At 65.2% G+C, this 26,319-nt stretch carries 25 protein-coding genes; 9 read left to right on the top strand and 16 right to left on the bottom strand.

The features are described 5' to 3' along the window. Nucleotides 1–104: 104 nt before the first annotated feature. Nucleotides 105–1,511 (top strand): DNA recombination protein RmuC, encoded by a 1,407-nt coding sequence (locus JT720_RS08145; protein ID WP_205480690.1) that lies wholly within the window; start codon nt 105–107, stop codon nt 1,509–1,511. A gap of 4 nt (nt 1,512–1,515) precedes the next feature. Here JT720_RS08145 and JT720_RS14150 read toward each other — a convergent pair whose 3' ends face one another. Genes JT720_RS14150 through JT720_RS08100 form a run of 9 tightly spaced genes read right to left on the bottom strand, consistent with a single transcriptional unit; the run spans nt 1,516 to nt 8,191 of the window. Continuing rightward, nucleotides 1,516–2,163: an META domain-containing protein gene (locus JT720_RS14150; RefSeq protein ID WP_205480689.1), complete on the bottom strand. Its 648-nt coding sequence runs from the start codon at nt 2,161–2,163 to the stop codon at nt 1,516–1,518. A gap of 50 nt (nt 2,164–2,213) precedes the next feature. Further along, on the bottom strand, nt 2,214–3,002 hold the full coding sequence (locus JT720_RS14145; RefSeq protein WP_205480687.1) for an META domain-containing protein: 789 nt from the start codon (nt 3,000–3,002) through the stop codon (nt 2,214–2,216). 10 nt (nt 3,003–3,012) lie between these two features. Continuing rightward, a complete protein-coding gene (locus tag JT720_RS08130) occupies nt 3,013–3,813 on the bottom strand; it encodes a TrmH family RNA methyltransferase (RefSeq protein ID WP_205480686.1) in 801 nt (266 codons plus the stop codon). Nucleotides 3,814–3,863: 50 nt separating this feature from the next. Continuing rightward, the gene (locus JT720_RS08125) at nt 3,864–4,136 is read right to left on the bottom strand and encodes an HPr family phosphocarrier protein (protein ID WP_205480684.1); all 273 of its coding nucleotides are present in this window, start codon (nt 4,134–4,136) and stop codon (nt 3,864–3,866) included. Next, nucleotides 4,133–4,540 (bottom strand): PTS sugar transporter subunit IIA, encoded by a 408-nt coding sequence (locus JT720_RS08120; protein WP_205480683.1) that lies wholly within the window; start codon nt 4,538–4,540, stop codon nt 4,133–4,135. Before JT720_RS08120 ends, JT720_RS08125 begins: the two co-directional genes overlap by 4 nt. Nucleotides 4,541–4,562: 22 nt before the next feature. Next, entirely contained in the window at nt 4,563–5,483 is a 921-nt protein-coding gene (rapZ, locus tag JT720_RS08115) for an RNase adapter RapZ (RefSeq protein WP_205480681.1), read from the bottom strand. Further along, nucleotides 5,483–5,920, bottom strand: a complete 438-nt coding sequence (locus JT720_RS08110) for an HPr kinase/phosphorylase (protein WP_205480680.1) — start codon at nt 5,918–5,920, stop codon at nt 5,483–5,485. Before JT720_RS08110 ends, rapZ begins: the two co-directional genes overlap by 1 nt. Beyond that, nucleotides 5,917–7,482, bottom strand: a complete 1,566-nt coding sequence (locus JT720_RS08105) for a sensor histidine kinase (protein WP_237219833.1) — start codon at nt 7,480–7,482, stop codon at nt 5,917–5,919. The genes JT720_RS08110 and JT720_RS08105 overlap by 4 nt, the downstream gene beginning before the upstream one ends. Further along, a complete protein-coding gene (locus tag JT720_RS08100) occupies nt 7,469–8,191 on the bottom strand; it encodes a response regulator transcription factor (RefSeq protein WP_205480677.1) in 723 nt (240 codons plus the stop codon). The genes JT720_RS08105 and JT720_RS08100 overlap by 14 nt, the downstream gene beginning before the upstream one ends. A 177-nt stretch (nt 8,192–8,368) precedes the next feature. Here JT720_RS08100 and JT720_RS08095 point away from each other — a divergent pair, with 177 nt between their 5' ends. From JT720_RS08095 to JT720_RS08085, 3 genes are all read left to right on the top strand, one after another. Then, entirely contained in the window at nt 8,369–9,979 is a 1,611-nt protein-coding gene (locus JT720_RS08095) for a phosphoenolpyruvate carboxykinase (protein ID WP_205480676.1), read from the top strand. Between the two features lie 43 nt (nt 9,980–10,022). After that, complete coding sequence (locus JT720_RS08090; RefSeq protein ID WP_336511972.1) at nt 10,023–10,445, top strand: hypothetical protein; 423 nt, start codon at nt 10,023–10,025, stop codon at nt 10,443–10,445. Nucleotides 10,446–10,770: 325 nt separating this feature from the next. After that, nucleotides 10,771–11,454 carry an aquaporin gene (locus JT720_RS08085; RefSeq protein ID WP_205480675.1) on the top strand — a complete coding sequence of 228 codons (684 nt, stop codon included), beginning with the start codon at nt 10,771–10,773 and terminating at the stop codon, nt 11,452–11,454. Nucleotides 11,455–11,519: 65 nt separating this feature from the next. Here JT720_RS08085 and JT720_RS08080 read toward each other — a convergent pair whose 3' ends face one another. From JT720_RS08080 to JT720_RS08070, 3 genes are read right to left on the bottom strand one after another with little or no spacing between them, the layout of a single operon-like run. Continuing rightward, nucleotides 11,520–13,397, bottom strand: coding sequence for a DUF885 domain-containing protein (locus JT720_RS08080; protein WP_205480674.1), 1,878 nt, complete (start codon nt 13,395–13,397; stop codon nt 11,520–11,522). 16 nt (nt 13,398–13,413) lie between these two features. Then, the gene (locus JT720_RS08075; protein ID WP_205480673.1) at nt 13,414–13,869 is read right to left on the bottom strand and encodes an NfeD family protein; all 456 of its coding nucleotides are present in this window, start codon (nt 13,867–13,869) and stop codon (nt 13,414–13,416) included. Then, a complete protein-coding gene (locus JT720_RS08070) occupies nt 13,869–14,834 on the bottom strand; it encodes an SPFH domain-containing protein (protein WP_205480672.1) in 966 nt (321 codons plus the stop codon). Before JT720_RS08070 ends, JT720_RS08075 begins: the two co-directional genes overlap by 1 nt. Before the next feature lie 66 nt (nt 14,835–14,900). Here JT720_RS08070 and JT720_RS08065 point away from each other — a divergent pair, with 66 nt between their 5' ends. The 4 genes from JT720_RS08065 (at nt 14,901) to JT720_RS08050 (ending at nt 18,991) form a co-directional block, all read left to right on the top strand. Then, nucleotides 14,901–15,695, top strand: coding sequence for an HpcH/HpaI aldolase/citrate lyase family protein (locus tag JT720_RS08065; RefSeq protein ID WP_205480671.1), 795 nt, complete (start codon nt 14,901–14,903; stop codon nt 15,693–15,695). Nucleotides 15,696–15,818: 123 nt separating this feature from the next. Then, nucleotides 15,819–17,297: an IMP dehydrogenase gene (gene guaB / locus JT720_RS08060; RefSeq protein ID WP_205480668.1), complete on the top strand. Its 1,479-nt coding sequence runs from the start codon at nt 15,819–15,821 to the stop codon at nt 17,295–17,297. Between the two features lie 3 nt (nt 17,298–17,300). After that, the gene (locus JT720_RS08055) at nt 17,301–18,455 is read left to right on the top strand and encodes an RsmB/NOP family class I SAM-dependent RNA methyltransferase (protein WP_205480667.1); all 1,155 of its coding nucleotides are present in this window, start codon (nt 17,301–17,303) and stop codon (nt 18,453–18,455) included. A 32-nt stretch (nt 18,456–18,487) separates the two neighbouring features. Beyond that, nucleotides 18,488–18,991 carry a hypothetical protein gene (locus JT720_RS08050; protein WP_237219834.1) on the top strand — a complete coding sequence of 168 codons (504 nt, stop codon included), beginning with the start codon at nt 18,488–18,490 and terminating at the stop codon, nt 18,989–18,991. A gap of 51 nt (nt 18,992–19,042) precedes the next feature. Here JT720_RS08050 and rsmA read toward each other — a convergent pair whose 3' ends face one another. The 4 genes from rsmA to JT720_RS08030 form a co-directional block, all read right to left on the bottom strand. Next, entirely contained in the window at nt 19,043–19,870 is an 828-nt protein-coding gene (gene rsmA, locus JT720_RS08045; RefSeq protein ID WP_336511971.1) for a 16S rRNA (adenine(1518)-N(6)/adenine(1519)-N(6))-dimethyltransferase RsmA, read from the bottom strand. Beyond that, nucleotides 19,867–20,877, bottom strand: coding sequence for a 4-hydroxythreonine-4-phosphate dehydrogenase PdxA (gene pdxA / locus JT720_RS08040; RefSeq protein ID WP_205480665.1), 1,011 nt, complete (start codon nt 20,875–20,877; stop codon nt 19,867–19,869). Before pdxA ends, rsmA begins: the two co-directional genes overlap by 4 nt. Nucleotides 20,878–20,917: 40 nt before the next feature. Further along, nucleotides 20,918–22,270 (bottom strand): peptidylprolyl isomerase, encoded by a 1,353-nt coding sequence (locus JT720_RS08035; protein ID WP_205480664.1) that lies wholly within the window; start codon nt 22,268–22,270, stop codon nt 20,918–20,920. Nucleotides 22,271–22,367: 97 nt separating this feature from the next. Continuing rightward, on the bottom strand, nt 22,368–24,632 hold the full coding sequence (locus tag JT720_RS08030) for an LPS-assembly protein LptD (RefSeq protein ID WP_336511970.1): 2,265 nt from the start codon (nt 24,630–24,632) through the stop codon (nt 22,368–22,370). A 131-nt stretch (nt 24,633–24,763) separates the two neighbouring features. On the opposite strand from JT720_RS08030, the gene JT720_RS08025 reads away from it, so the two are divergent. Then, entirely contained in the window at nt 24,764–26,230 is a 1,467-nt protein-coding gene (locus JT720_RS08025; protein WP_205480662.1) for a leucyl aminopeptidase, read from the top strand. The last annotated feature ends 89 nt before the right edge of the window (nt 26,231–26,319 follow it).

The raw sequence follows: 26,319 nt of genomic DNA, 5'->3' as shown, positions 1-26,319 counted from the left end.
CTCCTCCGAAGCGAAGCGCCACACTGGTCGCAAGGTTCCGCTTGAGCAAGCCGACATGGGAGGATAGAGTTCCTATTCTGTTCTAGGGCGTATGGGGGTGTGCGATGGACGCGCTGATGATCGTGGTCGGGCTGGTGCTGTCGCTGGTGGCCGGCTTGGCCGTCGGTGTCGCACTTGGGATGCGCACCTCCGCGCCGCACAAGGCTGCGGCAGAGGCGCTGAAGTCCGAGGCGGAAGGCTTGCGCGAACGGTGCGGGGCCGTGGAGCGGGATCTCGCCGTTGCCTCAGAGCAGGCTCGGCGCCTTCCGCAGACGGAGGAGATGCTCCGACTGGTGACGGAGGAGCGCGACGCGGCCCGGCAGGAGAAAGCCTCGCTCGAGGCTGACGCTCGCAACTTCGAGGCGCGGATGGCGGAGTTCAGAGAGGCGAAGGAAGCGCTCGCCGCTCAGTTCGCCGAGGTCGGAAACAAGCTGCTCGAGCAGGCGCAAAAGCAGTTCCTAGAGCGCGCCGATCAGCGGTTCCGTCAATCGGAGGAGAGCAGCGGTCAGAACCTGAAGGCGCTCCTCCAGCCGGTCCACGAACGCTTGAAGCGATACGAAGAAGTCGTGGGCAAGGCGGAGGAGGATCGCCGCAAGGAATTCGGTCTTCTGACCGGGCAGATCGAAGCCATGCGAAGCGGCACCGAGCGCGTGTCCCAGGAGGCCGCGAAACTGGTCAACGCTCTTCGTAACGCGCCCAAGGCGAGGGGCCGGTGGGGCGAGCAGCAGCTCCGCAACGTGCTCGAGACCTGTGGCTTGAGTGAGCATTGCGACTTCGCGACAGAGGTGAGCGTCGCCAATGACGAGGGCGCTCGTCTCCGCCCCGACGTCGTGGTGAGGGTTCCGGGCGGGCAAAGCCTGGTGATCGACGCCAAGGTGTCCCTGAACGCTTACCAGGACGCGTTCGGCTGCACCGAGGAGAGCGAGCGGTCCGTTCACCTGACTGCGCATGCCGCAGCCATCCGGGCGCACGTGAATGCGCTGGGTGCCAAGGCTTACTGGTCTCAGTTCGCCGACGCGCCCGATTACGTCGTGATGTTCATCCCCGGAGAGCACTTCCTCTCCGCGGCGCTGGAGCAGGACTCGTCCTTGTGGGATTTCGCGTTCGACAAGAGGGTGCTCCTCGCCACCCCGACCAATCTCATTGCAATTGCACGCACCGTCGCCGCCGTCTGGCGGCAGGAGAAGCTAGCCAAGGAAGCACGGCAGATCGGGGAACTCGGCAAGGAGTTGTACGATCGCCTCGCCAAGGCTGCCAGCGACCTCCGCAAGGTTGGTAGTGGCCTGTCCACCGCAGTGAATAACTACAACAGCTTCGTTTCGAGCTTCGAGAGCCGATCTCTCGTCACGGCCCGCAAGTTCCGCGACCTCAACATCGAGCCGGGCGCCCGCGAAATCGAGAATGTCCCGCCCGTCGAAGCGCTGCCGCGCTATGGCTCCGCAGAGGACACACCTCAGCTCGCCGCGGAGTAAGGCGTCAGTAGTTGCGCCTCAAGACAATGACGCCAGCGCTGTTTGAAAGCGTCAGGCGATTACTAGGGTCCCATTTCAGCTGAACCGGGAGCGAGAGGATCTTGGCGGCATCGGCTTCCATGGTCATGTCCGGGCACGCCATTCGTGTCATGGCCAGAGCGCCTGCGGTCAGCGTCAGGCCGTCCAGATGATAGCTGCCCGCCATGGAGTTACATCCGAAGCGAGCGCTTAGCCGGCCGTTCTGGAACTGCACGGAGTAGGATTCCCCGCCTTGCGCGGGTTTTCCGTTGACGGACACCACGCTCCAACCGGTGTTCTCGATCGCCGTGGGGGCCATTGGTTCTCCACCACATCCGTTGAACTGGCGATTGTCGATCCGGACCTGCACCTTGTCGGGGTAGACGCGATCGCTCATCCCGTCGCTGCAGCGCGCGTGCACAATGTTTATCCCGATGCGCGGCGTTTCGTAGATTTCGCCTGCAATCCCGATGATCACGCGGGGGGTCGGCTGCATGATCTGAACGCCGGGCGCGTTCGCCTCGGTGAAGACCATCTCCTGCTGGTTGATGGTCAGCCTCCAGAACGGCTCCGTGCCGAGAGCAACGTACACATCCCCGGGCGGTGGTGGCGGCGGAGGAGGTGGAGCGGTCACGCATCCCGCGAGCAAGGTGGCGCACGAAAGCATCAAGAGCCAAGGACGCGTCATTCGCCGTTCTCCCGCCTGCGGGGTGCCAGATCGATGGAGCCAGCCTCGCTGACCAGGCGCAGCTTGCCCGCGACCCGCTCCATTCGCATGTTGCTTGCAAGGACCGCCAGACCCTCGCGTTCGAACTCGCTCGCCGGCGACCCGCATGCCATCTCCGTAGCGACCAGCTGCTCGACGAAAAGGTGGTCGCCGTTGTTGCTGTAACTGCCCTGGAAATTGTTGCAGCCAAACCGCCCCGAGGTCACACCATTGCGAAAGTTGAGTACATAGCCGGAGTCTGCCTCCGTCGGGCGACCGTTGATTGCGATGACCGTCCATTCCGATCGATCGATCTGATTAACGTCGACCTCACCTCCGCCGCAGCCCTTCGCGCTCTCCCCTGCCGCGACGACGGTGACAATGTCGCGGTAGGCCTTGTCACTCATTCCGTCGTTGCAAGGTCCGGGCGCGATCGTGATCGTTAGGCGACCCGACCGGTAGGTTCCGGGCTCGGGACGGAAGCCCGGCGGAGTGACTTCGCTGATCCTCACGGTGCCATAACGCCCCTGGTAGAGCATGCCGTCGCGCCGGATGAGCAGCGCCCATCCCGGCTCGTTCCCCACAGCCCGGTAGAGGACCTCGCTGCTGGGCTCCACGATCGACGGTGATTCATAGTCGACGTTCTCGACTGGCTCATTGACCGGGACGTCCGGAGCGTCGGCCAGCGCCTCTTCATCGGTGAGCCGGTCGGCGGATTGTCCGCAACCGCCGAGAAGCAGCAGGGCAAGGAGAGCAATTCGTTTCACTCACGTACCTCTATCGTTGCCAGCTTGCTCGGACCTGAAAGGCCATGACCGCGGCAGCCACGGCGGCATTGAGACTATCGGCTCGCCCGGCCATTGGGATTTTTACCAGGAGGTCACACGCGGACTCATATTCGGCCGGCAACCCTGCCTGCTCGTTGCCGATCAGGAGGAAACAGGGCTGCTCATAGACGGCCGTGAGATAATCCTGTTCGGTCTTGAGACTGGTTCCAACGAGTTGGCCGGGCCCTGAGCGTAGCCAAGTCAGGAAGTCGGGCCAGCGCGCCTGGGTCACCTTCTGGGTGAAGATCGCTCCCATGGAGGCACGGACCGCCTCGACGGAATACGGGTCGGCGCTGTCGTCGATCAGGATCAGACCGCCTGCACCGACCGCGTCACCCGTCCGCAGGATGGTGCCGATGTTGCCCGGGTCGCGAAGAGCTTGTGCAACCATCCAGAGCGGAGACGCGGAGCGGTCGATTTCGCTCAGGGCAACAGCGGGTTGGCGATAAGCGCCGAGCAACATCTGCGGGTTATCCTTCCCGCTCATCTTCGCCAAGATATCAGGGGTGGTCTCAATCGCTTCGCCACCGCGTGCTTCGGTGGACTCGATGATCTCCGCTGCCAACGGGTGGACTCCGCCGACGGACGAGAAAGCGATGATCTCGGGAAGCGTGCCGCTGTCGCGGGCTTCGGCGATGATCCGCAAACCTTCGGCGAGGAAGAGGCCTTGCTCACGCCTGGACTTCTTCTCACGAAGCGACCTCAGGCGCTTCACCGTTTCGTTCGAGAAAGAGGTAATCTGACGCGGCATCGTCGTCGTCATGGAAGGAGCGGAGCCGCGAGGCAATCCGCTTGTCTTGCCTAGTCCTCCCCGAAGCGCTCCTCGACCAGGCTCACTAGCCGACGAAGTGCATCATCGGCTCCGTCGCCGCTGGCCCGGATCTCGATCGTGTCCCCCATTGCAGCGCCGAGCATCATCAGGCCCATGATCGACGTACCGCAAACGCAATTCCCGTCCTTGGCAACCTCGATCTGGGCAGGGAGAGTGCTCGCCAGACTGACGAACTTGGCGCTGGCACGCGCGTGCAAGCCACGCCGATTATCGATCCGAACGGCCTGACTGACCCCGCTCAAGCCGCGGCCTCACCCAGGATTTCAGATGCGACCGAGATGTACTTGCGTCCGGCCTCACGGGCCGCTGCAACGGCCGCGCGAACGCCCATAACCTTGCGAGCGCCTTCAAGGCGGATCAGCATCGGCAGGTTGACCCCGGCGATGACTTCGATGTCGCCGCTCTTCATCAAGCTGATGGCGAGGTTGGACGGAGTTCCGCCGAACAGGTCGGTGAGGATGATGACCCCGGTGCCCCGATCCACGCGCCCGATGGCGTCGGCAATATCCTGCCGCCGCGCTTCCATGTCGTCGTCAGGGCCGATGCAGATGCCTTCAATCGCATCCTGCGGACCCACCACATGTTCCATTGCGATGATGAACTCGGCCGCCAGACGGCCGTGTGTCACCAGAACCAATCCGATCATTCAATTGTACCTGTCGTAACCACTAACGCGCTCCAGGCTCGAACACCGGATGTTCCTCGATGGAATCGCTGGGCTTCAGAGTGAGATCGCGATGCCTGATATTCGGCGAAAAGCCACGCGCGCGCAACCGTGACGCCATCTCTTCCGCAGCGGCGACGGACCGATGTCTCCCTCCGGTACAGCCGAAAGCCACGGCGACATAGGACTTTCCGCCAGCCCAGTAGCGGGGAATCAGGTCGCACAGCAGCTCTTCGATTCGATCCAGTGTCTCCTTCCAACCCGCCTGGGTGCGTACGAACGCCTGGACCGGCGCATCCTGTCCCGTCAGGGGGCGCAGATTCTCGATCCAATGCGGATTGGGGACGAAGCGAAGGTCAAAGACAAGGTCAGCAGTCCGACTGATCCCGCGGGCAAAGCCGAAGCTTGTAATGGTGACCACCGGCTCGTCGCGATCGCCGCCATATCGACGACGCAGTTCGTCCCGTAGTTCGGACGGCTTGAGATCGGTCGTGTCCAGGACGGAATCGGCGGCGAGGCGCAGGGCCGAGGTGAGATTCCGCTCCCTGGCGATGCCATCCTCCGCTGGACGATCGGTCGCAAGGGGGTGACGCCGCCGGGTCTCGTCGTAGCGGCGAATCAGCTCGGCGCCGGACGCATCAAGGTACAGGATCTCTGGCCGAACCCCTTCGATCGAGTGCAGCAGCTCTGGGATAGCTCCGGCGTCGAAGCCGCGACTCCGGGCGTCCATGCCGACGGCGAGGTTCGCCTTCCGGCCGCCCTGGCCATGGACGAAGTCGCGGAGCAGGGCCGTTGGGAGATTGTGGACACAATCCCAGCCCATGTCCTCCAGCGCATCCAGCACCGTGGACTTGCCTGCCCCGGACATGCCGGTGACCAGCAGAAGGCGCGGCAGGCGAGCCGGCTGCCGCCGCGCCGAGGACATCAGACCGTCAGTCCCAAGCGGTCAAGGGCCAAAGCCACCTTCGATGGCGCCGACGCGGTCATCGCATCGACACTGATCAGCGGGATACTGATGCCGAGTATCTTTCGTTCGCGACTGTCGTCGGGAAGACGCTGGATCTCACTGGTGAGGTCCACGGTCAACGCCACGGGCACATCGCTCACGGTGTCCATGTTCACGATGCCAATGCCTCTGATTTCCAGTTTCCCGGCGATCGTGGCGGGCGCGCTCGCGATCAGTCGATTGTTCTCCTTGCGGACGATCGTCTGATCGTCGCTGACCAGGGTGAAGCCTCGGTCGATCAGGCGTAATGCAAGGTCAGACTTGCCGGCGCCCGACGGCCCGGCAATCAGAACGGCCCTGCCGTCGATCGCGACGCAGCTCGCGTGCATGGTTTCGCTCGACAGGCGCAGGTTCATGGCTGGGTCTCCGGTGCGGCAGGCAGACGAATGGTGAAGCGGGCGCCCGATGGCGCATCGTCACGGTCGGCCACATCAATCTCCCCGTCATGGCCCTTTACGATCGCCTTGGCGATGGCGAGGCCCAGTCCCGAGTGGCGACCGAATTCGCCCCCCTCGGGCCTTACTGAAACGAAGCGGTTAAAGATCGCTTCACGTACGCCCGGGGGAACGCCGGGGCCCTCGTCGTCGATGCGGATAAGCACCTCGTCGCCCACGCGGGTCACCGCGACTTCGACGAGGCCACCGGCCGGTGAGAAACTGATGGCATTGTCGATGATGTTGTCGATCGCACGCGCGAGTCGGCTTGGTTCTCCGAGCACCAGCGCGCTGTTCTTTCGCGGGCGCGCGAAGGCCAGTCGAACGTCGCCAGTGGTTCGCCGGTGTTCCCAGCCTCCGACGAGCTGTCCGATCAAACCGCCGAGGTCGACCGCTTCGAACCGGGCTCTGGCAAGTTCGGCGTCCGTGCGGGCCGCTTCCCCGATGTCACCGATCAGACGGTCAAGCCGCTGTACGTCTTGGCGGACGACCTCGAGCAGCCGGGCCTTGAGGGTGGGGTCACCAATTCGTTCGAGCCCGTCGACAGCTGATCGCAGCGAGGCTAGCGGGTTCTTGAGTTCATGGGTGACGTCGGCCGCGAAGGCTTCGATGTTGTCGATCCGCTGACGGAGTGCTTGGCTCATATCGCTCACAGAGCGGGCAAGCAGGCCGATCTCATCGCGGCGCGAGGGCAGGCGAGGCACCTTGACCTCCCTTGCGCGGCCTTGCCGGACCCGGTGCGCGGCCAGGGCCAGTCGACGGAGCGGCCGCGCGATCGTTCGCGCAAGGAACAGGGAGAGGAGCAGCGACAGCACGGTCGCCACGAGCAGACCGGCTCCCAACTTCCGGCGCTCGCTACGGACGGTGCGCGTGAAGTTGCGGTCGTTCGACGTGACCAGCACAACCTCTCCGTTGCGAACCGGAGCCGCTGCCGACAGCACCGGCGTAAGATCGGGCGCGTTGCGAACCATCGTGACCGCACGGCGGGTACGTTGGGCTTCCTGCGCCTCCGGCCAGGCGGATAGGCGATCCACCGCGGGCTCTTCGAAGTCGGGCGGCGTCGGCTCGCCCACGATGGCGTTGAACGCTCGGTCCAGGAACCTGGCGATGGACTTCGTCCAGGGCTGTTCCGCCGGGTCGCGGAGGCGGTAAGTTGGGCCACTGGCCTGCCAGCTGTCGAACCGGAGCCTGCCACCCCGGCCATAGATGCGAAAGCGGCTGTCCGTCGCCTGTCCAATACTCGCTAGCAGCCCTGCCTGGGCTTCGGGAGTGAGCGTGGGAATAGCGGCGGCGGCGAGTTCCGCCTCCATCTGCGTCTGATCCTTCCGCTCGTCCTGAAGCTGGTTGCGGAAGCTGTCCAGGAACAGGATCGACAAGCCGATGACCACGAGCGTGAGCACGTTGACGGCCAGAATGCGGCGCGTCAGCGACCAGCGCCCCGACCAGCGGAGCGCCAGATCGTTCTCGCCCTCACTCCTCGCCAAAGCGGTAGCCGACGCCGTAGAGGGTTTCGATGGCGTCGAACTCAGGGTCAACGCTGCGGAACTTGCGACGCACGCGCTTGATGTGGCTGTCGATGGTGCGATCATCGACGTAGACGTCGTCCTGATAGGCGATGTCCAGCAGCTGGTTGCGTGACTTCACGACACCTGGCCGCTGCGCAAGTGCTTCCAGGATCAGGAATTCGGTGACGGTGAGAGTCACGTCCTTGCCGTCCCAGGTCACCTTGTGACGAGCAGGGTCCATCACCAGGCGGCCGCGTTCGATCAGCGCCGGCTCTGGTTCATTGGAAGCCGTCGAACCTGTGCCCCTGGCCATGTCCGCACGTCGGAGGATTGCTCGTATTCGCGCGATCAGCAGGCGCTGGCTGAACGGCTTGGCGATGTAATCGTCAGCGCCCATGGCGAGCCCAAGGGCCTCGTCCAGCTCGTCATCTTTCGAGGTTAGGAAAATCACGGGCATCGCACTGACCGGGGCTCCGCTCTCCCGAAGGCGGCGCAGCAGTTCCATGCCGTCCATGCCCGGCATCTTGATATCGAACACGCCGAGGTCCGCCGGATTGTCCGTCAACGCCTTCAGCCCGGTCGCCGCATCCGTGTACACGCGCGTGATGAAGCCTTCGGCCTGCAGCGCGATGGAAACGCTGGTGAGGATGTTCCGGTCGTCGTCGACCAGCGCGATTACCTGGCTCAAGCGCCCCTCCCTTGGGCAAGGACCGATTAGCCAGCGCCACAACGGGACACAAGCCGCGCTCCGTTTTGACCACGCAACCTTTTCGCGTCATAGGCGATTCACCGCATACGTATGCGGCGGCGGCTCTCACCAGAGGGCCACGCCGCCGTTTGCCTATGAGCGAAAGGGGTCAGTGACGTGGTGAATCGGGTTCCGGCATTTGGTTTGGAGGCTCAGGGTATCCGCTCGGATGCCGAGCTCTACTGGAACCTCACGACCGCCCCTCTCGTAGAGCAGGCAGTCAGCCGCGGCGAAGGTGTGCTCGCCAAGGACGGGCCGATCGTGGTGAAGACTGGCGCGCACACCGGCCGGAGCGCCCAGGATCGCTTCGTTGTTCGTGATGCGCTGACGGAGGACGCCGTCTGGTGGGGCAAGTCCAACAAGCCGATGGACCCGGGTGCGTTCGATCGGCTGCACGCGGATTTTCTTGCCGCCCTTGGCGAGAAGTCGACCCTTTTTGTTCAGGATCTCTTCGGCGGCTCGCAGCCTGAGCACCGGGTCAAGGTGCGTGTGATCAACGAGTTGGCCTGGCACAATCTGTTCATCCGCACGATGCTGGTGCGGCCCGAGGCGGCGGAGCTGGCGAGCTTCGTGCCCGACTACACCATCATCGACCTGCCCAGCTTCAAGGCGGATCCGGAGCGGCACGGCTGCCGCTCGGAGACGGTGATCGCAGTCAATTTCAGCAAAAAGCTGATCCTGATCGGCGGGACCCAGTATGGCGGCGAGATGAAGAAGAGCGTGTTCGCGCTGCTCAATTTCCTCCTGCCGGAGCAGGGCATCATGCCGATGCACTGCTCGGCCAACATCGGCCCGAAGGGCGATACGGCCGTGTTCTTCGGCCTGTCCGGCACCGGCAAGACCACCCTATCTGCGGACCCGAGCCGGACCCTGATTGGCGACGACGAGCATGGCTGGTCGGACACGGCGATCTTCAACTTCGAGGGCGGCTGCTACGCCAAGATGATCCGCCTGTCGGCTGAAGCCGAGCCGGAAATCTACGCGACGACCAAGCGCTTCGGAACGGTTCTGGAGAATGTGGTCGCCGATCCGGAGACCCGCGAGCTCGACCTCGACGACAACTCGCTGGCCGAGAACAGCCGGGGCGCCTACCCGATTGATTTCATTCCGAACTCGTCCGAAGCGAACATGGGTCCGGTCCCGCAGAACATCATAATGCTGACTGCGGATGCGTTCGGCGTGCTGCCGCCCATCGCGCGACTGACCCCGGATCAGGCGATGTACCATTTCCTGTCGGGCTACACCGCCAAAGTCGCGGGCACGGAGATCGGCGTGACCGAGCCTGAGGCGACCTTCTCCACCTGCTTCGGTGCGCCTTTCATGCCTCGTCATCCGTCGGTTTACGGCAACCTTCTCAAGGAGCGGATCGCCAGGGGCGGAGTGCGCTGCTGGCTGGTCAACACCGGCTGGACCGGCGGCAAGTATGGCGTCGGCAAGCGGATGCCGATCAAGGCGACGCGGGCCCTGTTGAATGCGGCTCTGGACGGCAGCCTGAACCAGGTCGAGTTCCGCAAGGATCCGAACTTCGGCTTTGAGGTGCCAGTCGCGGTTCCGGGCGTGGATACCGCCATTCTCGACCCGCGCTCCACCTGGTCGGACAAGGACGAGTATGACCAGACGGCAGCAAAGCTGGTGGACCTGTTCTGCGACAATTTCGCGCAGTTCGAGGCCTATGTGGACGACGGTGTGAAGCAGTGCCAGCCACAGGTGGCCGTTCAAGCCGCCTGAGCTTTCGCCAAGGCTCTTCGATACGGAAGCCGCCATCCAGCGGGTGGGGGAAGGGCTGCTCGCCCGGACCCTGCCGCGCGAGGAGTGGACGCACGAGGCGCATCTCGCGGCGACCTTGTACCTGATCGTGCGGCGGCCGGATATTGATCTCGACGCCGAACTCCCGGCGATTATTCGGGGGTACAATGAGGCGGTCGGCGGGGTGAACGATGATCGCCAGGGTTATCATGACACTATCACCCGGACGTACCTGGCGGGTGTACGCTGGTTCGTTCGGGAGAAGCGCTGCGCCGGATTGATCGAGCAGGTGAACGCCCTGCTGCTCTCCGAAGTGGGGTCACGAGAGTGGCCGCTTCGCTTCTACTCGCGGGAGCGACTGTTCTCGGTCGAGGCGAGGCGACGCTTCGTGAAGCCCGACCTGCAACCGCTGCCGCAAGTCTCCAAGAATTGGGGAGCCCGGCAATGATGGCTGTCGGATGCTGGGCTGAACCTTAGGAAGTCTCTAAAGAAATTCTCCGAAGAGGCCGGCTTTCGCGCCCGCCAGCGCCCCTGCCCTGCTGGCGGGAGCGATCTCCGTCGCGAATGTTCCCAATGTTCACGGTCGTGCGGAGTCCAGCCGTGCTGTGCTGCTGGGGTTGAGAAAGAGCCTGCGGCGAGCCGCGCCGCGGATTGGAGCAGCGCAATCCTACTGTTCAAGCTCAGCTGCAGGTCCGATCGGTGTGGGAAGCAGAACCACGTTCATGGTGTCGTGGGACCGTCATGGAGCGGGTGGTAACGATGCGAAGGTTACTATGAAGATCGAAACGCCCGCCAATGCTCCACCTCTTGGACGAAGGATTGCCGCCGAAGGGCTGGGTTCCTTTTTTCTGTTCGCTACCGTTATCGGCTCCGGCATTATGGCCGCTCACCTCTCCAAAGGGAATGACGCCATCGCACTGCTGGGCAACACAATTGCTACCGGCGCGATCTTGTTCGTTCTCATCACCATGCTCGGACCGGTCTCAGGCGCTCACATGAACCCTGCAGTCAGTGTCGTTTCTGCTGCACGCGGTGAGTTGAGCTGGCGCGATGCGGCCGCCTACTCACTCGCGCAATTGGCATTCGGTATAGCTGGCGTTTGGGCTGCCCACCTCATGTTCGAACTGCCAACCCTGCAGCTTTCCGTGAAGGCTCGCACTGGACTGGGCCAGGCGGTGGGTGAAGCCATCGCTACGTTCGGACTCATTCTCACAATCATCGGCACCGTGAGACATCGGCGCGAGTGGGTACCCGCAAGCGTGGCCCTCTACATTACCGCCGCGTACTGGTTCACCTCGTCCACGAGCTTCGCCAATCCCGCGATCACCATTGCGCGAAGCCTGTCTGACACTTTCGCGGGCATTGCTCTACAAGATGTGCCTGTATTCGTTGCGTCGCAGCTCGTGGGAGCAACGCTCGCAACACTCACGGGCAGGGTCCTGTTCGACGAACGCTAGTGTTCGCAAGGGTTAAGAACAGAGATAACTTAGCCTAAGCCTCTGCAGCGACCGTCGCGCCGGTCTTACGTGGTTGATGTGCGGATATACTCGTCCACGTTCAGCGCCAGCACGTCCATTGGGACGTTTCCGCCGAGGACAACGGCATCGTTGAAGGTGCGAAGATCGTACTTGGCGCCCAGCGCCGTCTTCGCCTTTTCACGCTGACGGTTGATCTCCTGGTGGCCGACCTCGTAGCCGCAGGCCTGGCCGGGCCAGCTGCAGTAGCGGTCGACTTCGCTCGCGACTTCCAGCGGGTTGGAGCCGTTGCGCTCGACGAAGAACTGGACACCCTGCTCGCGCGTCCAGCGCTTGGCGTGGAGCCCGGTGTCGACCACCAGTCGACAGGCGCGAAAGGCGATGGACTGGAGGTAGCCGAGGCGGCCGACCTCGAAGTCGTCGTAGACGCCCAGCTCGTCCGCGAGCTGCTCGGCGTAGAGCGCCCAACCTTCGGAATAAGCGTTGAAGGCGAGCAGGGTGCGGATGAGCGGCAGGTGGAAGGTGTACTCGCCCTGCCAGACGTGACCCGGGATCGCCTCGTGATGGGTGAGGTCCGGCAGGCTGTACTTGCTGTGCAGGTCGGTCGTGCGCAGGTTGATCCAGAACTTGCCCGGGATCTTCCCGTCCGGTGAGCCAGCGCCGCCATAAGCGCCCGGTGCGCCGGGTTCTTCCTCCGGGGGCAGGCGCTTCACCTCGAGGTTGCCCTTCACGAGCGTGTTGAACGCCCGCGGCAGCTGCGTTCGAATAATCTTCAGCCGTTCCTGGATGAAGGCCATGATTTCGGCGCGACCCTTGTCACCTTCGCTGAATTGGTAGGCGGGGTCCTTCGCAAGGGCCTGCATGCGCTCACCCACGCTGCCCTTCGTGTAGCCGAGCTTGCGGAGGATCGGGTCCATCCGGCCATGGAGATCGTCGAGGGTGTGCAGACCAAGCTGGTGGATCTCCTCCGGGCTCATGTCCGTGGTGGTGCTCGCGCGGAGAGCATAGGCGTAATAGGCCTCGCCGCCCGGGCGCGCCCACATCCCGGCGAGATCGGTTGCGCGGGGGCGCTGGCGCTGGAGCTCGGCAATCTGCTGCTGGAGGGCAGGTGCGACCTCGTTCACCGCGATGGCGCGGGCCCGTTCGCCCCACTTGCCCGGAATGTCCCTGGTCCGGCGAACAAGCGAGTCGACGAGGCTGCCACCCTTGGCGGCGTCGGTGGCAGACGCCTGGAGCTGCTTGACGGCCTTGTCGATCAGGAAGCCGGGCGGGATGAGCCCGTAAGCGGCAGCCGCCTGCATCCGGCCCAACTCGCCATCGAGCTGACGTGGGTATTGCGACAGGCGGGCAAGGTAAGCTTCGGCATCGGCGGTATTTTCGACCAGATGGTCGGTGTCCAGGAACCGGGGCGTGTCGAGGTAGGCGCCGACGTTCTGGATGACGACGTAGGGCGTATTGCGCCAGCCGCCGACGGCGACGTCGCCATAGGATTGCGAGAAGCCGATGAGCCCTGTGCGATAGGCGCTGCGGATAACCTCCAGCGTGGTGCGCGTGGAGTGGCTCAGGGCGGAGATGTCGAAGCGGTCGATCTGGGCCACGTCGCTTTGCAGCGTGGCGGCGAAGCGTTCCTGTCCGGCCTGGCTGCGGTCGCTCAGCTGGGAGCGGAGGGCGGCATATTTGCCCTTGTCGATGTTGTTGCTGGTGGCGCTCTCGGGAGAGAGTGCGAGCAGGTGGTCGGTGACCGTGTCGATGATGGCCTTGGCGCCCGCTTCGTCGAGCTTGGGCTTGCCGGTGGCGACGGTAACGACAGCGGTGGGTGCTGCGGCGGCGGCCGTTGTGGTGCTGCAGCTGGCGACCAGGGGTAGAGCGGCGGTGGACGTCAGGGCGGCGACCGCCTGACGGCGGGAGAGGGCAGGGGCGTTCATGGGAGTTCCTTAAGGGTCAAGCCCGCGGCAGGCCATGCTCCGCTTCGACCAGCAGGCAATTGCCTTCGACGGCGGTCACCCGTACCCGGGCCCCGGGCTCTGCAGGACCCCCGCGGGCTGTCCATTCGCTGTCGCCAACGCGGACGCGGCCGCCATGATGGTCGATCGCCTCGACCACGGTCACCGACCGGCCGATCAGCTGGGCCGAGCGATCGTTGAGGTGCGGCGTGGATGCGGGCACCGGTCGATTCGCATAGACTTTCCGCCCGACGTAAACCGCGAGCGCCGTGTAGATGGCGAACAAGGCGAGTGCCGGCGCGAGGCTGAGATCGAACAGGACCACGAACACGCCCGTCGCGATGGCGGCGGCGCCGACGAAGACGAGGAAGAAGCCAGGTGCGACGATCTCCGCGATCAGCAGGAGGACTCCGCCAATCAGCCACAGCCAGCCGGGTTCGAGATCGCTCGGCATCAGCCCTGAACCCTCGGGACGCCGGTCGTGGACGAGGGCGCCTCTTTGCCGGTCGCGTCAGTGCCGAAGGCCGACTTCGCAAGCTCCCCGATTCCGCCGAGCGAGCCGATCAGCTGCGTCGCTTCGACCGGGAACAGGATCGTCTTGGCGTTAGGCGAATTTGCAAACATGCCGAGTGCTTCGACATACTTCTGGGCGATGAAGTAGTTGATAGCCTGCGTATTTCCGTCCTGGATTGCGTCGCTGACCGACTTGGTGGCGGCGGCTTCGGCCTCGGCGGCGCGTTCGCGGGCTTCGGCATCCCGGAAGGCGGCTTCGCGGCGGCCCTCGGCTTCAAGGATCTGGGACTGTTTCTCGCCTTCCGCGCGGAGGATCTCGGACGCGCGCATGCCTTCGCTCTCGAGGATGGCGGCGCGCTTTTCACGCTCAGCCTTCATCTGGCGGGTCATGGCGTTGACGATATCCGCCGGCGGGCGGATGTCCTTCAGCTCGACACGGGTGATCTTCACACCCCAGGCCTCGGTGGCGTGATCGACGACGGACAGCAGGCGGGCGTTGATCTCGTCGCGCTTGGACAGGGTCTCGTCGAGATCCATCGAGCCCATGACCGTGCGCAGGTTGGTGGTCGAGAGCGCCAGGATAGCGGTGTAGAGGTCGCTCACCTCATAGGCGGCCTTGGCCGGGTCGAGCACCTGGAAAAACACCACGCCATCGACCGCGACCATGGCGTTGTCCTTGGTGATGATCTCCTGCCCGGGGATATCGAGTACCTGCTCCATCATGTTGATCTTGCGGCCGACGCGGTAGAAGAAGGCGGGCACGAAGTTGAAGCCGGGATCCGCGACGCGCACGAAGCGGCCGAAATGTTCGATGGTGAAGCGATAGCCCTGATGGACGATCTTGATGCTCGCCATCACGAACAAGAGAACCAGCGCGGCAACAACGGCCATGAAGGTGGTTAGCATGCATTCCCCCGAAATCTTCCCGCGCCATGATGCGTCAGGCGCGCGCCCAAGCGAAGCGAAATCCGCATGAGCCCCAGCCTGTTCGGACGCCGTTCGATGCTGTTCCTGCCGGCGAGTAATTGGCGGGCGATCGCGAAGGCTCGCGAATGCGGGGCCGATCTCGTGATCCTGGACCTTGAGGATGCGGTGAAGCCGGCCGACAAAGAAGTCGCGCGCGCTGCAGCGGTGGAGGCGGTCTCGCGACCTTGGCCGTGCCCGGTGGCGATCCGGGTCAATGGGTTCGCGAGTGATTGGCACGGCGCGGACGTGGAGGCGGTCGCGGCCTCTCGCGCCGACTTCGTCGTGGTGCCACGGGTCGAGGGTGCGGCGGTGATCGAGGAGGTCCGGGCCGTGACGGCGAAGCCCGTGGCGGCGATGATCGAGACCCCGCTGGGGGTGCTGCGCGCGGAGGCGATCGCGGCGGTCGCTGCGGCCCTGATCGCGGGGACGAACGACTTGCGGGCGTCGCTGCGGCTGCCGACTGGGGCGGGGCGGGAGCAAATCTCGGCCTCGCTGCAGATGGTGGTGCTGGCAGCGCGAGCGGGTGGGGTGCCGGCGTTCGATGGCGTCTTTAACGGGCTGGAGGATGCTGAGGGTTTCGCAGCGGAGGCTCGCCAAGGGCGGCTGCTCGGCTTCGACGGCAAGAGCCTCATCCACCCGAACCAGGTCGAGCCCTGTCATTCGGCTTGGGCGCCGACTGAGGCGGAGCTCGCTCGGGCGGAGCGGCTGGTTGCCGCCGCGAGCGGGGGCGCCGAGCGGTTCGAGGGCGAGATGATCGAGCGGATGCATGTGGAAGCTGCGGAGCGGTTGTTAGGTCGATAACGGTGCGCTTACGCTGAGCCTGTCGAAGCGTTGGCTACACACCCTTCGACAGGCTTAGGGTGAGCGCAAGCACGCCCGTCAGTCCCCCCTTGCCGAATCGCTCCCCTGCGGCCAAAGGCCCGCATGGCCGATATCCTCGACGCTCCCGACATCCCCCTGGGTCTGACCTTCGACGACGTCCTCTTGCAGCCGCTGGAATCGAGCGTGCTGCCGAGCCAGGCTGACACGCGCACGCAACTGACCCGCGAGATCTCGCTGTGCATCCCGATCCTCTCATCGGCGATGGACACCGTGACCGAGGCGGACATGGCGATTGCCATGGCGCAGCTGGGTGGTATCGGCGTCCTCCACCGCAACCTTTCGGTCGAAGAGCAGGCGGCGGCCGTGCGTGCGGTGAAGCGCTTCGAGAGCGGCATGGTCGTGAACCCGATCACGATGACGCCGGACCAGACGATCGCCGATGCGCTGGAGTTGATGCGCCTGCACCGGATCAGCGGCATCCCAATTGTGGAGGCCTCGGGAAAGCTGTGCGGTATCCTCACCAACCGCGACGTGCGCTTTGCAGAGAACCCGAACCAGCCCGTCGCCGAGCGGATGACGCGCGAGAACCTGGCCAAGGTGGCGGTCGGGACCAGCCAGGAAGAGGCCAAGCGCGTGCTTCACCAGCGGCGGATCGAGAAGCTGCTTGTGGTGGACGAGGCGGATCACTGTGTCGGGCTGATCACCGTCAAGGACATCGAGAAGGCCGTTGCGGCGCCGAACGCGACCAAGGACTCGGAAGGCCGGCTGCGGGTAGCCGCGGCGACGACGGTCGGCGACAAGGGCTGGGAGCGGAGCCAGGCTCTGATGGACGCCGGTTGCGACTGCATCGTGATCGATACGGCGCACGGTCACAACGTGGACGTGGCGCGCTCCGTCGAGCGGGTGAAGGCCGCTTCGAACCGTGTTCAGGTCATCGCTGGGAACGTGGCGACGGCGGATGCGGCCAAGGCGCTGGCGGATGCGGGCGCGGACGCAATCAAGGTTGGCATCGGTCCGGGATCCATCTGCACGACCCGCATCGTGGCGGGAGTGGGCGTGCCGCAGCTGTCGGCGATCATGTCCGCGGCGGCCGCGGCGAAGGCCAAGGGCGTGCCGGTGATTGCGGATGGCGGCATCCGGACTTCGGGCGACATGGCCAAGGCGCTGGCGGCCGGTGCCTCCACGGTCATGGTCGGCTCGCTGCTGGCCGGGACGGACGAGGCTCCGGGCGAAACGTTCATCTACCAAGGTCGTGCCTACAAGTCGTACCGCGGCATGGGCAGCGTCGGCGCCATGGCCCGCGGGTCGGCGGACCGATACTTCCAGCAGGACATCAAGGACCAGATGAAGCTGGTTCCCGAAGGGATTGAGGGGCAGGTGCCCTACAAGGGGCATGTGGCGGATATCGTCCACCAGCTGGTCGGCGGCGTGAAGGCGGCGATGGGCTACACGGGCTCGCGCACGATTGCGGAGCTGCAGCAACGCGCGCGGTTTGTGCGGATCACCAATGCTGGGCTGAGTGAAAGCCACGTGCATGACGTGGCGATCACGCGGGAAGCGCCAAATTATTCGGGTCGGTAGCGCATGACGCCCGCGGCGCGGGTGCAGGCCGCAGTGGAGATCCTGGACCAGGTGATCGCCTCCGCTCGTGACGATGGTCCCCCAGCCGACGCGATCGTAACGGCTTATTTCAAGGCGCGGCGCTACGCCGGGTCCAAGGACCGGCGAGCGGTGCGCGAGCTAGTGTTCCGGGCGGTCCGGCATGCGGCGGAGCGCCCATCGAACGGGCGATCCGCGATGCTGGCGATCGCACCGCAGCTGTTCGACGGTTCCGCGCACGGGCCAGCGATGCTGGCTCATGGGGAGGAACCGGCTGCTCCGGGCATCGTGCCGGCATGGCTCGGCGCGGAGATTTCGCCCTTAGTCCTGGAGGGGGAGTTGCCGGCGCTGATCGAGCGGGCACCTCTTGATCTGCGGGTAAATGTCGCCCGCGCGAGCCGGGAAGCGATCCGAGCGGAGCTTGGTGGGGAGCCGACGCGGCTCAGCCCATGGGGCCTGCGCCTGCCTTCTGATAGCAGGATCAGCGGTCACCCGGCATTCGCGTCCGGCCTGGTCGAGGTGCAGGACGAGGGCAGCCAACTCGTGGCGCTCGCCTGCGAGCCCGCCGAGGGACAGCGGATCGTCGATCTCTGCGCCGGAGCCGGCGGCAAGGCGCTTGCGCTTGCGGCTGCCGCACCGGGAGCCGAGATCACCGCTTGCGACACCAACCGGCAACGCCTGTCACGGCTGCAGCCGCGGGCGGAGCGGGCTGGTGCCGCCATGGCGACCCGCTTGCTGAACGCGCCTAACGAGGCGGAAGCGCTGGCTAATCTTCAGGGGTGCTGCGACCTCGTGCTGGTGGACGCCCCCTGCTCCGGCAGTGGAACGTGGCGGCGCAATCCGGAGGGGCGCTGGCGGTTGACGCCCGAGCGGCTCGAACGACTGCTCGCCTTGCAGGCCCGCGTGCTCGACCTCGCCACGCCGCTGGTGAAGCCGGGCGGAAAGCTCGTCTATGCGGTCTGCTCGCTGCTGGCGCGGGAAGGCGCGGGCCAAGCCGACGCATTCCTCAGGCGCCATTCATCCTTTCGCGCTACGGATACGGGACTGGCCGCCGGGCGTTCAGATGGGGTCGGGAAGCTTCTCACTCCGGGACACGAGGGCACCGACGGCTTTTTCATCGCGCGGTTCGTGGCAGGATGATAGAAACACGGGCCAAGTGGCTGGAGATGACGATGCGCCTGTTGCCGATTGGGATTGTTGCGGGACTTGGAGCGGCGCTGATGGCCAGCTCCGGAGCAAACAGCCAGGCGCCACGGGCGGACAGCCAGATCAATCCACAAAGCGTGCAACTCACCCGGCAAGGGGAGGCGGCGCTCGCGTCCGGCGACTTCCAGGCAGCCGACGATGCGCTGGAGCTGGCGCTGGTCATCGATCCGCGTAATCGGCAGGCGTTCGTGACGCTGGCGAAGGTCGCGCAGAAGCAGAAGCTCTACGGACAGGCGATCCGCTACACCAACAAGGCACTGGCGCTGGAGCCGAACGACCTCAACGCACTGGCGGTACAGGGCGAGGCGATGGTCGAGATGGGAGCGGTTGCGCGCGCGCAGCAGAACCTCCTCAAGGTGCGCAAGATCTGCGGGACCACGGCCTGCCCGCAAGGGACGACCCTGGCGGCTGCGATCGCCAAGGGACCGGCGGTGGCCGCGAAGACCAACACCACGCCGAAGACCAACTAGGCCAGCCGACGCCTACTGCTGAGGTTCGAAGCAGGACTGCCCTCGACGGAGTCAGGGCGAGCGCGTGCCGGTCAGCGCTCTCGCTAGTGCAACCCATTCCGCCACGTCGACGGTCTCCGCGCGTCGCTCGGCAGCGATGCCGAGGGTCGCCAGAGTATCGAGCGCTGCGGGAACGGATTTGAGGCTTTGGCGAAGCATCTTGCGGCGTTGGCCGAAGGCGGCGGCGGTGAGCTGCTCCAAGATGCGTGGGTCCACCCCCGGCGGCATCTCACCCGGGACGATGTGCACGACGGCGGAGGTGACCTTGGGGGGCGGGACAAAGGCGGAACGGTTGACCACCATCGCGATGCGCGGGTTTGCGCGCCACTGGGATGCGACGGCGAGCCGGCCGTAGTGGTCGGTCCCGGGCTGGGCCACGATCCGCTCGGCTACCTCCTTCTGGAACATGAGAGTGAGTGATCGCCACCACGGCGGCCAGTCCGCTCCGAGCCAGCGCAGCAGGAGCGCGGTACCGATATTGTAGGGTAGGTTGGCGAGGACATGCGCGCCGCGTCCAACCAGCGCAGGCTCATCGATGCGCAGGGCGTCCGCTTCGACGACAGTCAGGCGGCTGGGGAAGTGAGCTTCGAGTTCCGCGAGCGCAGGCAGGCAGCGGCAGTCGCGCTCGACAGCCACGACACCCGCGCCGGCCTGCAGCGCAGCGGCGGTGAGACCGCCGGGGCCTGGGCCGACTTCATAGACGGTCTGTCCCTCCAGCGAGCCGGGGATGGCCGCGATACGCGCAAGCAGCTGGCGGTCGAGGATGAAATTCTGGCCGAGCGCTTTGCTGGCGCTGAGTCCGTGCCGAGCGATGACCTCACGAAGTGGAGGGAGGCTCACGCGGTCGCGGCGGCCCGGTGCGCGGCACAGCCGGCGGCGACACGGATTGCGGCCGCCATCGCCCGCGGATCGGCGCGGTCCTCTCCGGCGATGTCGAACGCCGTCCCGTGGTCGGGTGATGTTCGGACGATCGGCAGACCCAGAGTGATGTTCACCCCATCGTCGAAGTGGAGAGCTTTCAGGGGAATGAGGGCCTGGTCATGGTACATGCAGAGGGCTGCATCGTACCGGGCGCGGGCAGAGGTATGGAACATGGTGTCCGCCGGATGGGGGCCGGTGACGGTCCAGCCCTCGGCCCGAAGCGCCTCGATCGCCGGCACGATGATGTCCAGCTCCTCGCGACCGAGCGCGCCGCCCTCGCCAGCGTGCGGATTGAGGCCAGAGACAGCCAGGACGGGGTTGGCCACGCCGAAGTTCCGCTGAAGACCACGAAGAGCAGCCCGTCCGCGTGCCTCGATCAGGCTCGATGTCAGATGGGAGGAAACATCGGCGAGCGGGAGGTGCGTGGTGACCGGCACCGTGCGCAACGTGGGGCCAGCCAGCATCATGGCCACGTTCGTGCTCGCGACGCCGCAGCGTTCGGCAACGAACTCCGTCTGCCCCGGATGGGTGAACCCGATCCCATAGAGCTGCTGCTTGCTGACGGGCCCCGTCACCACCGCCGCCACCGAGCCCGAACGCGCGAGGCCCACGGCGATCTCGAGCGAGTCCAGGGAGCAGTGGGCCCCCGCGACGGACGGGCAGCCTGGCACTCCTGCCTCGGCCGCGGGCACGGCAAGCAGCGGCAGGCCGTGATCGAATGCGGACTCCACATCCCGTGGATCGTCGAGCACCGCAATCTCTCCATCCCAGACCGCTGCAACGGAGCGCGGATCGCCGACCGCAACGAAGGGCGGGAGGTTGAATTGGTCTCGCAGGTCCCAGCATTTCGCGACGACCTCGGGCCCGATCCCGGCCGGATCACCGAGAGACACCGAGAGGGGCAAAAGAGAAGGGGACGAAGCCATGCTCCGCCCCCTTACTCTGCCCGTTCGGGCGGAAACAAGCTTAACGGAAGTCGATGACGGCGTCGCGGCGCAGGTCGCGCAGGTAGCGGCGGGCGCGCATGTTGACGCGCTCCTCCGTGAGCTGTGCGAACACCTGGTCGGCGCTTGGAGCGTTGTCCGCATTCTCCTCATCGCGTCCGCAGATGACGAGGATGCGCACACCTTCTTCCAGGCTGCCGAAGGGCCGGGTCGCCTGGCCGACCTGCATCGGCAGCATCATCTGCTGAAGGGCAGGCGGCAGGTCGCGAAGCTTGACCTGGTCGGACTGGACAACGTCGCCATTGAAGTCCGCGGCAATCTTCTCCGCGCCGCCACACCCTCCGACGTTCTGCGCCGCCTGGCTGAAGCGGGCGAGGGTCGACTGCGCCTGTGGGTTGGTCGTACCGCGCGGGAAGTTGATGGAGACCTGCTTGAGGCTCAGCACGGCATTGCGCGGGTCGGCGGTCAGGATCCTGCGGGTGTCCTGAACGGCAATGATCGAGAAGCCGCCGGAAACCGGGATAGGCTCACTGAGCTGGCCGGGACCCATCTGCCGGACCGCAGCCGATAGCTGTTCCGGCAGCTGTTCCGGACGAACCCAGCCGAGGTCGCCGCCCACGGCCGCCGTCGAAGCTTCGGAGAACTGGCGTGCGTAGCCGACGAACGATCCGCCCTGCCGCAGGGCCGCAGTGATTTTCTGGGCGTTCGCAAGAACTTGCGCCTGGTTGGCAGGGGTAGCGGCGAGGAAGATCTCACCGACCCGATACTCCTGCGTGCCCTTGGACGCGGTCAGTCGGTCGATGACCGCCTTCACCTCTTCGTCGCCCACGCTGACCTGGCTCTCGATCTTGGCGCGCTGGAGGCGGGACCAGGCGATTTCGCCCTGGATCTGACGGCGAATGGAGCGGATCGATGAACCGCGGGACTTGAGGAAATTCGCCAGTTCTTCCGGCTTTTGGTTCACGTTCTGTGCGACTCGCGCGACGGTTCGGTCGATATCCGCGTCGGTAACTTCGATCTCTGCAGCCTTCGCCGCCTGAATCTGCAGCGATTCATCGATCAAGTTGCGCAGTACCTGAACCCGGAGGCGCTCGGCCTCTTCCTTCGGAATTTCGGTTCCGTTCGCGATGGCGAGGAGCGCGAGGCGCTGATCGATATCGGTCTGGGTGATGACCTCGCCGTTCACGATCGCGCTGGCCTTGACGACCGAGGGAATGGGCGTTCCGAACACCGTGGGGTTCTGGGGCAGGTTGAGAGCGCTCGTGCTGTTGCGGCCCGTGTCTTGCGCCGGAGCATTCGCGGTCTGCGCCGTCGCGATCGTCGCCGCAGTCAGGGCAACAGCCGCGATCCCCGTGCGCGCCTTCGCCGAAATCATCCCTTTAAGCCCTGCCACGTGTCTCTAATCCCTTGTTATGCCGGGGTGTTTGGTCTCAGCGATTTACCTGTTCCCGCTGAACGCCGGATGAGCAGGCTCATCGTCCCAGGCCCTTCAGCGTCAGGCGAAACTGGACTCGGCTCCCCTCCCGGTCGTCGCCGATCCGCTCATAGTCTTGGCGCCAGAGGATGCCAATCGCCAAGCAATCGTCCTCATAATCGAGGCCGAGCCGGTGACGTACCGCGTCGAGACCATCGGCGAGCGACAGCGGGTCCTCCTCTTCATCTGTCAGGTCGAGTACCGTCGCGCCGAAGACCGCCCAATTCGGGTGGAACTTCCATCGACCGGCGAGCCGCAGTTCTTCCTTGTCGCGAAGGTCCTCGAACGAGGTGTCGATGTCGCGGTTGAGGCGGAGGTAGCCGATGCGTGCGTAGGTTTCGGTCGTACCGACGGTCAGGTCGAGCTCGTTACGACGGATGGCGAAGCTGTCCTTGTCGATGCGATAGCGATGGGTGAGGTCAAGGAAGCGGCCGAACTGCACGCGCGTACGGCCGACAATGTCTGACCAGCGGTCAGTCAGGCCGGTGCCGTCGGGAAAGATCTGCTCGCGCCGGTTCAGCCGGTAGCTCTGCCCGATGGTGGTGGCGACCGCGACGCCAGGTCGGTCGAGATTCCAGTCAAGCCCGTAGGTTACCCGGGAGCCGTCTTCCCAGCGGTCGTAACCTGGAAAGCGATTGAGTGCGAAGAGGTTGCTGTCCTCGAGATCGACGGCCCGGGCATCCTCGTTGGGGATGTCGAGGTTTTCGGTCTTGGGCGTCACCACCAGCTGAACACGCGGGGTTAATCGCTGGGTCCCGCCCAACAACGCGCCGATCAGGGGCCAGCGCGCCTCGGCGGCCACGGCCCCGATCCCGCGGAAGTTCCAGCCCTCCGTGCCGCGGTAAAGGACCGTGTCAGTCTTGCCGGTTTCATCCGTGTGGTAGGCGTCGGCGCGAGCAAAGCCCGTGAGCAGCAGTTCCTGCCCCATGCGGGTCAGGAGACGTCGATCCCAGCGCGCGCCGACGAACGCCCGCTGCGTGTCCTGCCCATCCCGGCGTAGAATGGCGAGGCTGTTAGCGTGAAGCTCGACCCGGCCGCCGATGCCGGGCGTGTCGAGGCGCCAGCGTGCGTCGAATGCCGGCAAGGCAATCGGGATCTGCTGCTGGTCATCCGCTGCCCGAAGACCCTGGAAGGACCAGCCGGCGAAGGAGATGTAACTGTCCAGATCGATTCGCTCGACGTTGAAGAAGCTTCGTAGCTTGTCGTCGCGGGTGATGTCGTAGCGTCGCGCGACGGTCTTGTCGGTGGCGCGGCGGATCTGCGTGGTGAGGCTCCAGAGCGGGTCGAATTGGAACTTGCCGTATCCCTCGACAAAGGCGCGGATGCCCGATCCTTGATCGACACTGACGAGATTCGTCGACGACCCTTCGAAGGTCGTGCGTTCCCCATAAGTGACGAAGCCGCCGAGGTGGAATGCACCCAGTGAATTCAGTTCGCGGTAACGGGCCTCGAGCGCGGGTCGAACGCCCGTGTAGATGTGCGGCGTCAGCGTGAGGTCCCGATTGGGAGCGATGCGCCAGTGCCAGGGAAGGGCAAGCTCCAGCCCGTTGCGGCGGCTGATGCTCACGTCCGGGAAGAGCACTCCGGTACCGCCGCCGGTGCCCGAACCGGTGGGCACGGAGAAGATCGGAAGCAGGGGAAGGGTGATCCCCAGGATCTCGAGCCGCCCGCGATCGAAGCGGATCCGGTCGCGGTTGGCGTCGTAGACGACCCGCGCCGCCAGGATGCGCCAGCTGGGCTTCTTCGGCTGTCCATCGGCACAGGTGACCGGACACGGCGAGTAGACGGCGTTGTCGAGCGTCGTCACACCGTCGGTCCGGGTAGCCTTCTCGGCAGCGATGCGGCCCCCGCTTTCGAGCACCACCAGAAGGTTCTCGATGGTGCCGTCGCGCAGCTCGTCCGTGAGAACCACGCGTTCGCCGACCAGCTTGTCCCCTTCGGGGTTTACCACCACGACATTGCCGGTCGCGACGACCTGGCCGCTGTTGCGGTTCCAGCTCACCTGGTCCGCGGCAACATAGTTTCCGTCGCGATTCAGCCGTACCTGGCCGGTCGCAGTGACGACCTCGGAGTGGGTGTCATATTCCACCGCGTCCGCGCTGAAGCTGACGGCCTCCTGGTCGGCCACCGGCACAGGAGCGACAACCGGCGTGCCGGCGGGAGCGGCCGGCGGCGTCGACAGGGCATCCTGCGCGGCCGCGGGATGGGCGAGCGCCAGAACCAGCGGCAGCGCCGTTGCGCCTATCACTCGCCTGATGAACACCAACCCCGCCGCTTCGCTCGCTTGAGAAGGGGGGCCTATCGCACCTCCGGAAGCAGGCGGCAACTTGCTTTGCAGAAGTGGGCGGCACCGCTTAAAGGCGCGGCAACCGTTTGTGATTTGAGGACCCGTTGATGCAGATTTCCTTCGCCGCAGCGCGGCCCGCCGGCAGCTTCGCACTTGTTCTTCCCGTTGCGGGGTCCGAGCGGTCGGCTCTGCAATCGTTGGGTGCTGAGCGGGCAGCGATCGAGGGCGCGGCGAAGGCGCAGCGGTTCGAGGGTGAGCTTGGCGGCTCCGCGGAGGCGTGGAGCCATGCGGATGGAAGCGCTCGCCGGATCCTGCTGGTCGGCACCGGGGGAGGGCAGCCGGCCGACAGCGCCGAGAAGCTGGGCGGGACGGCGGTGGCAAAGCTGCTGACGTCGGGAGTAACCAAGGCGGTGATCGATCTCAGCGGGCTGGGTTACGACGCGGACGCGGCCGCCAAGGTTGCACTCGGCGCCGCGCTGCGCAGCTGGCGCTACGACCTGTACCGCACGAAGCTCAAGGAGAAGCAGAAGCCGACCTTGACCGAGATCGTGATCGTCGGCGCCGACGGTGCGGAGTCCCGTTGGAACGAGCGCTATGCGGGGCTGGTTGAAGGTGTTGCGTTGACGAAGGAGCTGGTCACGGAGCCAGCCAACATCATCTACGCCGAGACCTTCGTGGAGCGCGTGCGTGCGGCGGCGGAGGGAACGGGCCTCGAGATCGAGGTTCTGGGCGAGACCGAAATGCGTGAGCTTGGCATGGGCGCCCTGCTCGGCGTCAACCAGGGCAGCATGCGGGAGCCACGGCTGCTGATCATGAAGTGGAACGGAGGCGCCAAGGGCACCTCGCCTCTCGCCCTGATCGGCAAGGGCGTCACCTTCGACACCGGTGGCATCTCTATCAAGCCCGCCGCCGGGATGGAGTCCATGAAGTGGGACATGGGCGGCGCTGGCGCTGTGGCGGGGGCCATGCTTGCGCTCGCCAAACGGAAGGCGAAGGCAAACGTCGTCGGCCTCTGCGGGCTGGTCGAAAACATGCCGGACGGGCGCGCCCAGCGACCGGGAGACGTAGTCACCTCCATGAATGGCCAGACCATCGAGGTGATCAACACGGACGCGGAAGGCCGGCTAGTGCTGGCCGACGTCATGACCTACGCCCAGCGCACGTTCCGGCCCAAGACGATGATCGACCTTGCCACCCTGACGGGTGCGATGGTGATCAGCCTTGGCCATGAATATGCGGGTGTGTTCTCCAACGACGACAGTCTTGCGGCGGAGCTGCAGGCGGCGGGCACGAAGAGCGGTGACAAGCTGTGGCGCATGCCGCTGGGCGAGGCCTACGATCGGCTGATCGACTCCCCCATTGCGGACATCAAGAATGTCGGTCCGCGTGAGGGTGGCTCCATTACGGCCGCACAGTTCCTGCAGCGCTTCGTCGACGAAGGCGTGCGCTGGGCGCACCTGGACGTCGCGGGCGTGGTGTGGAGCGACAAGCCCGGCACGACGTTCGACAAGGGTGCCACGGGGTTCGGTGTGCGGGTGCTCGACCAGTTCGTGGAGAGCACGGCGGAGGCGTGAGCATCCTGCGATACGCCGCTTCGCGGCCAATCAGGATGAGCGCTGATGCGGACTGGCCGATAAGCTTTGCTTATGTGCGTATCGAAGCA

This window comes from Sphingomonas arenae, from assembly GCF_016924655.1.
Taxonomy (GTDB): Bacteria; Pseudomonadota; Alphaproteobacteria; order Sphingomonadales; family Sphingomonadaceae; genus Sphingomicrobium; species Sphingomicrobium arenae.
This window is presented reverse-complemented; position numbering and strand designations above follow the sequence as displayed.